Here is a 7,475-nt window from a genome sequence, read left to right on the forward strand (position 1 = left end):
CCAAGTGACCCAAAAGGTGCTTGACGCCGCCAACAAGTTATTAGTTGTGGGTGCTTTTTGTATAGGTACCACCCAGATCGATCTTGAACATGCCAAAAAGAAGGGGGTAGTCGTTTTCAATGCGCCTTATAGCAATACTCGGTCAGTGGTCGAACTGGCCATAGGGGAAATCATTATGCTAATGCGCAGTATATTTCCCAGAAGTACCGAAATACATGGCGGATCTTGGCAAAAGACGGCTACCGGATCACGGGAAGTACGCGGAAAGAACCTTGGTATCGTGGGCTATGGTAACATCGGAAAACAGTTATCCATTTTAGCGGAAGCCCTAGGTATGAGGGTATATTATTATGACATAGAGGATAGTCTGGCCTTGGGCAATGCAAAAAAATGCGCAACCCTTGAGGATCTTTTGAACGTTTCCGACGTAGTGACGCTTCATATCGACGATAATCCGGCCAACAAGAATTTTATCGGCGAACGCGAAATCAAGCAGATGCGGGACGGGGCGTTATTGGTAAACCTTTCCCGAGGGTTTGTGGTGGATATTGAAGCCTTGGCGAAGGCCTTGAAAAGTGGGAAACTGGGTGGTGCCGCCATTGACGTATATCCTGAAGAACCAGCAAGCAATGGTGAATTCAATACCGAATTGCAAGGCCTTGGCAACGTAATTCTCACTCCGCATATCGGGGGCAGCACCGAAGAGGCACAGCGGGACATCGCCGATTTTGTGCCCAATAAAATAATGGATTACATCAATTCCGGAAATACGGTCGATGCGGTAAACTTTCCCAATATCCGTTTGCCTAAATTGAGCAAGGCGCACCGTTTTTTGCATATCCATAAAAACATGCCGGGAATCATGGCGAAGATCAATGCTGTTTTGGCGGAGTACGAGCTGAATATTTTAGGACAGTATTTATCTACCGACAGTGAAGTAGGCTATGTAATTACGGATTTGGATAAGGAATATAACAAAGATGTCATTAAGGCCCTGAAGAAAGTAGATAATACGATTAAGTTTCGGGTACTATACTAACTTACCAGACTTTCACCCATGATGATACGGCTCATTCCTCAAAATCGTAAACGCCCTGTACACTTGCTCTACAACAAATAACCGCACCATCTGATGCGAAAAGGTCATTTTCGACAGGCTGATTTTGCCCTGAGCCTTTTCATAAACGGCATCGCTGAAACCATAAGGGCCTCCAATAGCAAAAACCAATTGCTTGATTCCGGAATTCATCTTCTTTTGAAGATATTTCGAAAAGTCAATAGAGGAAAACTGTTTCCCATTTTCGTCAAGAAGCACTAGAATATCGGTAAGTGCCAATTTTTTCAAAATCAGTTCGCCCTCTTTATCTTTTTGTTGTACTTCGGAAAGGTTTTTTACGTTCTTGATATCGGAAATGGTCACGAGCTCAAACCTGATATAATGCTTTAGTCGGCTTTCATATTCTGAAATAAGCACTTGTAAAGGGATATTGTCCGTTTTCCCAATGGCTAATAATTTGATAGTCATTAATCTAAGTTTATAACTGATAAGTAGCTTTGCGTCAATTCACAAAGGAATTCTCCGCATAACGCTACCGTGATACCGCGGAACCAAATTACAATTTACTAATTTAGCATTAACCTATACCCACATACATGATTACCGAAGCACAATTTCAAACCGAAATCGATCGTATCATAGAAAACGCTATTCGCGAAGATGTGGGCGATGGTGACCATAGTTCTTTGGCCTGTATACCCAAATCGGCCAAAGGAAAGGCGAAATTGCTGGTCAAGGAAGACGGCATTATTGCAGGTATCGATTTTGCCATGCAGGTCTTTGCCCAGGTGGATGGAAATCTGGAACTTGAAATCTGTATCACAGATGGTTCACCGGTAACCTATGGCGATATCGCCTTTTATGTTTCCGGCAGCTCGCAGAGCATCTTAAAAGCAGAGCGCATCGTATTGAACGCCATGCAGCGAATGAGTGCCATTGCCGCCAAAACGAATACGTTCGTAAAGTTGTTGAAAGGTACCGGTACCCAGATTCTCGACACCCGTAAAACCACCCCGGGCATTCGTGCCATCGAGAAGTGGGCGGTCAAGATAGGCGGCGGCGAGAACCACAGATTCGCCTTGTACGATATGATCATGCTAAAGGATAACCATATCGATTTTGCGGGGGGCATCACAAAGGCCATCCAAAAAACAAAGCGCTATTTAAAGAATACCGATCGCGATCTGAACATTATAGTAGAAGCTCGTAATCTAGATGAAATCATGGAAATTCTAGAATCTGAAGGCATATATCGTATTTTAATCGACAACTTCAATTATGAGGATACCCGTAAGGCGGTCGAACTGATCGGAAACAGCTGTCTGACCGAATCTTCGGGTGGTATCGACGAAACGACCATCAGAAAATACGCTGAATGTGGTGTGGATTATATCTCTTCGGGCGCCCTGACCCATTCCGTTTATAATATGGATTTAAGCCTTAAAGCGGTATAGATGTCCCAAGAAGTAGAGGAAAAGTTGGATAAAATTCCCGGTATCAAACATTTGATGCAATTTTTTAAAGGGATAAAGCTATCTGCTTTTGAAGGTCTTTCACTTTTCGATCTTCTGGAGATTTATATTTTCGGGATTTTAAAGGGTACCTTGTCCACACGCGCCAGTTCGATTGCTTTCAGTTTGTTCTTGGCCTTATTTCCGTTGCTGATTTTCTTATTGACCTTGGTGCCTTTCGTCATTCCGTATGTAAGCGTCGGGACGGAGAATTTTGATTTTCAGTTCCTATTATTTTTAGAATCGTTTTTGCCTTCGGCGACCAGTGATTATTTTCATGAGATCTACCAACAGATCAAGGATCAGAAACAAGGTGGACTGCTATCTTCGGCCTTTTTTATATCCATCTTTTTAATGGCCAATGGGGTGAATGCCATTTTCGGGGGTTTCGAGAATTCGTACCATGTCGATCTCACCCGTAATTTTTTCAGGCAGTATCTTTATGCGCTTATGGTGGGTATAATCCTTTCTATTTTGCTAATTGTCGGTGCGGTCGTTTTTGTATATTTTGAATTTTATATTTTGGATTATCTGAGCGTTTGGGCATCGAAGACGAGGGGCTATGACCTTACCGATGGCGATATCATTGGCGCACAGGTCGGGAAAGTGCTTTTCTTTATCATTCTGTCGTATTTCACCACGGCTATCCTGTACTATTTTGGAACGGCCGAAGGCAAGCAGGCTCGATTTTTCTCTTTGGGAGCCTTGATGACCACCCTGCTTTTTATGCTGACTTCCTATCTCTTCGGTGTATATGTGGAAAAATTTGCGCGGTATAACGAATTGTACGGTGCTTTGGGGGGATTATTGATCTTAATGGTCTATATCTGGATAAATTCCAATATATTGTTGCTCGGCTTTGAGTTGAACGCCACTTTGAATTCCCTTAGAAAAACCTATAAAAAACAGGATGACAACGAATAAATTAGTGACTATATGCCTTTTTATACTAGCCGTTCCTGCGCTACATTCACAATCCGTATTCGGAAAGTGGAAGACCATTGATGACCGTACCGGGAAGCCGAAGGCCATTATCGCTATTTATAAGGATGATGAGGGATTAATGGATGGTAGGGTTATCGAAATCGTTGAAGAAGGCAAGGAAAATTTTATTTGCGAAAAGTGTGAGGGCGACCGTAAGGATAAACCGGTATTGGGTATGACCATAATCGAAGATGCCGAACATAAGGGCGAGGGCGTTTACAAGGGCGATACGCTGTTCGACCCGCAACAGGCCATGACCTTCCGGTGCAAGATATGGCTCAATCCCGATAATCCCGACGAGCTCAAGGTTCGGGGCTACTTGGCCTTTATTTACCGTACGCAGACGTGGAAGCGCGTTGAAGGCTGAACGCTAACCACTGGCTCGATACTATTTATTTTTTCCGTTCGCTTCTCTTGGTATTTTCTGATTTTTAGTTACAGACTTATTACCTTGCAGACCATGCCATATTTCATCAACGTCATCTTACCGATCCCTTTAGAAAAACTCTTTACGTACAGCGTTTCTAAATCGGAAGCGGAATTTTTAAAACCCGGAATGCGGGTCGGCGTGCCATTTGGGAAATCCAAAATTTATACGGCTTTGGTGCATGCGGTCCATAACACACCACCCGAAGTATACGAGGCCAAAGAAATCCACCGGATTTTAGATGAACATCCAATCGTAAATCCATATCAGCTTGAACATTGGCAGTGGATCGCGGACTATTACATGTGCTCTTTGGGGGAGGTTTTCCGATCCGCCGTACCCAGTGCATTTTTACTGGAAAGTGAGACCCTGATTCTGAGAAACGATAGGGTAGTGGTAAATGAAAAGGAGTTGGAGGATGATGAATTCTTGGTCTATGAAGCTTTGCAGCATCAGTCAACATTGAAAGTGCACGAGGTTAGTTCCATCGTCGATAGAAAGAATATCCTGCCCATTCTCAACCGGTTGCTGGAAAAGAAAGTCATCCTCTTAAAGGAGGAAATGTACGAGCAGTACAGGCCCAAACTGGTACGCTATGTCAAATTGGGGGCGGAATATCTATACGAGGAAAAATTGGAAGCTCTTTTGGAAACCTTGAGCCGTGCCCCCAAACAAAGTCAGGTGGTATTATCCCTTTTTCAGTTGCAGGCGGTCAAAAAAAAGCCGATCAAGGTCGCTGACCTAGAGGAAACCAGCGGAGGTTCAAAGGCGGTCATCAAATCTTTAGTGGACAAGGAAATTCTGGAGGAATATTTTATCCGTACCGATCGGGTGAACTATGGGGGCGAAGAAGAAAATTTCGCCCTTAAGGAACTAAACGAATATCAGCAGGAGGCTTTAAAGGATATATCCCAAAGTTTTGAGGATAAAAAAACGGTATTGTTGCACGGGGTTACCTCTTCCGGTAAGACGGAGGTGTATGTGAAATTGATCGAGGAATGCATCCACTCTGGTAAACAGGCCCTGTATCTTTTGCCGGAAATTGCATTGACGACGCAGTTGATTTCCCGTTTGCAAGATTATTTCGGGGAGAAGGTATCCGTTTATCATTCCAAATACAACATACAGGAAAGAGTAGAGGTCTGGAACAACGTTTTGGCCAAAAGACTGAAGGCACAGATTGTTATCGGGGCAAGGTCCGCACTGTTTTTGCCCTATTCCGAGTTGGGATTGATCATCGTCGATGAGGAGCACGAGGGGTCTTACAAACAGTTCGACCCCGCTCCGCGCTATCACGCCCGCGATGCCGCTATAGTACTGGCGAACTTACATCAATGCCAAATTCTATTGGGATCCGCCACGCCTAGTATCGAAAGTTTCTATAATGCCCAAACGGGCAAATATGGTTATGCTCAAATAAAACACCGCTATGGCAACGTACTCATGCCCAACATAGAACTCGTCGACCTCAAGGAAGACAACCGAAAAAAACGGATGAAAGGCCATTTTTCGGAACGTCTGCTCGAAGGGATAAAAGAAACCTTGGATGCGGGCGAACAGGTCATCCTATTTCAAAACCGCAGGGGATACGCCCCTATTGTGGAATGTACAACCTGCGGCCATTCCCCACAATGTCCCAATTGTGATGTGAGCCTTACCTTCCATCAGTACAAAAAACAGTTGCGCTGCCATTACTGTGGCTACCACATGGCGCTGCCGGAGAGTTGCCAAGCCTGCGGAAGCCCTTCGTTGGACACTAAGGGTTTCGGTACGGAGCAAGTAGAAAAAGAACTGGAAACCTTATTTCCCGAGGCCAAGACTTGGCGTATGGACCTCGATACTACAAGGGGCAAGCACGGCTATGAGAAAATCATCACCGCCTTCGAACAGCATGAAATGGATATTCTCGTGGGCACCCAAATGCTGACCAAAGGCCTAGATTTCAGGAACGTTAGCCTGGTCGGTATCATGAATGCGGATTCCCTTTTGAACTTTCCCGACTATCGGGCGCACGAGCGCTGCTTTCAATTGTTGACCCAAGTAGCGGGCAGGGCGGGGCGGACAAAGAAACAGGGCAGGGTCATCATCCAAAGTTATAATCCTTACCATCAGATCTTAAAACAGGTCTCGACCAACGATTACGAGGGTATGTTCAAAGAGCAGTTGAACGAACGGGAGCAATACAGATATCCCCCTCAAAACCGTATTATCCGAATTACATTCAAGCATAAGGAATACAACCGGTTGAACGAGGCGGCCGAATGGTTTGCCCAAGCACTGCGAAATGCATTAGGTGTCAATGTGCTGGGACCCGAATATCCCCCGGTCGCCCGTATACGTAACCAATTCTTAAAGAATGTTATGGTGAAGATTCCCCAAAACCAATCCTTAACAAAGACGAAATCCATTATCAAACGCATCGAAAAATCGTTCAACGCTGTCTCTCAGTATCGTAGTGTGAGGGTTATCTATAATGTGGATCACATCTAATATCCCCTCACAAAAAAAACCGCCATTTCCTTCTGGAAACAGCGGTCTATGATTTAAAAAAGTAGGAATACTAGACGTTGCTCAATGCTTCGGCCAATTCGGTCTTCTTGTTCCTACTTAAAGGAATGGACCGTCCACTTACTTCAACATTTTTGCTATTAAATTTTTCAATTTTCTCCAAGTTTACGATATACGACTTGTGGATACGGAGAAATTTTTCTTCGGGCAACTGCTTTTCGAAAGATTTCATCGTCGATAAGATAACGATATTGGCCTCGTCGGTGACCAATTTGATATAATCGCCAAGCGCTTCGACCCATTTGATATCGTTAAGGATGACCTTACGCTTTTTCAAGTTGCTCTTTACGAAAATATGCTCTTCGTCTTCATGTACCTGATGCATTTGTTCATACTTAGACATAGCCCGTTTGACCGAGGCATCGAAACGGGCCAAAGTTATCGGCTTGTGCAAATAATCGGTAACGTCGTAATCGAAAGCCTTGAGCGCATAATCGGGTTTTCCGGTAATCAAGATTACTTGGGGACTGTTTTCTAGGGATTCGAGTAGGTCGAATCCGTTAATGATAGGCATTTCAACATCAAGAAAGATAAGATCGATCTCATGATTTTTAATACCATTTTTGGCCTCGATCGCATTGCTGTATTCCGCAACCATAGCAAGGTGCGGATGACTGTTTACCAGCTTTGCAACGGCCATACGTTGCATAGACGAATCGTCTACGATAATACTTCTTAGTTTCATAAATAGGGCGATTTGTGGGGTTAAATCATCGACAAAATACTAAAAAAACTCGTTCTATTGTAAAAAAATGTGTTGCTAGTCGTGTTTTCTTTATAATCGGCAATGAACATAGGTTAAGATTTGGGTAAAGTTCGATTTTTTGGGATTATGTTCCTATAGAACGAAGAAATTTCTATTTTCTTGTAATGTGTCGCAATTATTCTTACTTTTGCGCTCCTAAAAAATATATATTTATGAACCATT

General features: G+C 43.7%; 7 protein-coding genes. 5 read left to right on the plus strand and 2 right to left on the minus strand.

Annotated features, from left to right (window positions below; genetic code table 11):
• On the plus strand, positions 1–1,039 hold a 1,039-nt coding region (serA, locus tag ACEW8S_RS05220), incomplete at its 5' end, for a phosphoglycerate dehydrogenase (protein WP_373517125.1).
• A gap of 12 nt (positions 1,040–1,051) precedes the next feature.
• Here serA and rlmH read toward each other — a convergent pair.
• On the minus strand, positions 1,052–1,525 hold the full coding sequence (gene rlmH, locus ACEW8S_RS05225; protein WP_373517126.1) for a 23S rRNA (pseudouridine(1915)-N(3))-methyltransferase RlmH: 474 nt from the start codon (positions 1,523–1,525) through the stop codon (positions 1,052–1,054).
• 128 nt (positions 1,526–1,653) lie between these two features.
• On the opposite strand from rlmH, the gene nadC reads away from it, so the two are divergent.
• The 4 genes from nadC (at position 1,654) to priA (ending at position 6,469) form a co-directional block, all read left to right on the plus strand.
• Positions 1,654–2,511: a carboxylating nicotinate-nucleotide diphosphorylase gene (nadC, locus tag ACEW8S_RS05230; RefSeq protein WP_373517127.1), complete on the plus strand. Its 858-nt coding sequence runs from the start codon at positions 1,654–1,656 to the stop codon at positions 2,509–2,511.
• Positions 2,512–3,492 carry a YihY/virulence factor BrkB family protein gene (locus ACEW8S_RS05235; protein ID WP_373517128.1) on the plus strand — a complete coding sequence of 327 codons (981 nt, stop codon included), beginning with the start codon at positions 2,512–2,514 and terminating at the stop codon, positions 3,490–3,492.
• A complete protein-coding gene (locus ACEW8S_RS05240) occupies positions 3,479–3,919 on the plus strand; it encodes a DUF2147 domain-containing protein (protein ID WP_373517129.1) in 441 nt (146 codons plus the stop codon). The genes ACEW8S_RS05235 and ACEW8S_RS05240 overlap by 14 nt, the downstream gene beginning before the upstream one ends.
• A gap of 93 nt (positions 3,920–4,012) precedes the next feature.
• Positions 4,013–6,469 carry a primosomal protein N' gene (priA, locus tag ACEW8S_RS05245; RefSeq protein ID WP_373517130.1) on the plus strand — a complete coding sequence of 819 codons (2,457 nt, stop codon included), beginning with the start codon at positions 4,013–4,015 and terminating at the stop codon, positions 6,467–6,469.
• Between the two features lie 70 nt (positions 6,470–6,539).
• Here the strand turns inward: priA and ACEW8S_RS05250 are convergent, their stop codons facing one another.
• Entirely contained in the window at positions 6,540–7,232 is a 693-nt protein-coding gene (locus tag ACEW8S_RS05250; RefSeq protein WP_373517131.1) for a LytR/AlgR family response regulator transcription factor, read from the minus strand.
• Between the last annotated feature and the right edge of the window lie 243 nt (positions 7,233–7,475).

Source organism: Pricia sp. (assembly GCF_041745955.1).
GTDB lineage: Bacteria > Bacteroidota > Bacteroidia > Flavobacteriales > Flavobacteriaceae > Pricia.

What these genes read in the sequence shown, in the direction of transcription:
- ACEW8S_RS05250 (WP_373517131.1), bottom strand. Translation starts at nt 7,232, where the DNA reads ATGAAACTAAGAAGTATTATCGTAGACGATTCGTCTATGCAACGTATG.
- ACEW8S_RS05240 (WP_373517129.1), top strand. Translation starts at nt 3,479, where the DNA reads ATGACAACGAATAAATTAGTGACTATATGCCTTTTTATACTAGCCGTT.
- ACEW8S_RS05235 (WP_373517128.1), top strand. Translation starts at nt 2,512, where the DNA reads ATGTCCCAAGAAGTAGAGGAAAAGTTGGATAAAATTCCCGGTATCAAA.
- rlmH (WP_373517126.1), bottom strand. Translation starts at nt 1,525, where the DNA reads ATGACTATCAAATTATTAGCCATTGGGAAAACGGACAATATCCCTTTA.
- priA (WP_373517130.1), top strand. Translation starts at nt 4,013, where the DNA reads ATGCCATATTTCATCAACGTCATCTTACCGATCCCTTTAGAAAAACTC.
- nadC (WP_373517127.1), top strand. Translation starts at nt 1,654, where the DNA reads ATGATTACCGAAGCACAATTTCAAACCGAAATCGATCGTATCATAGAA.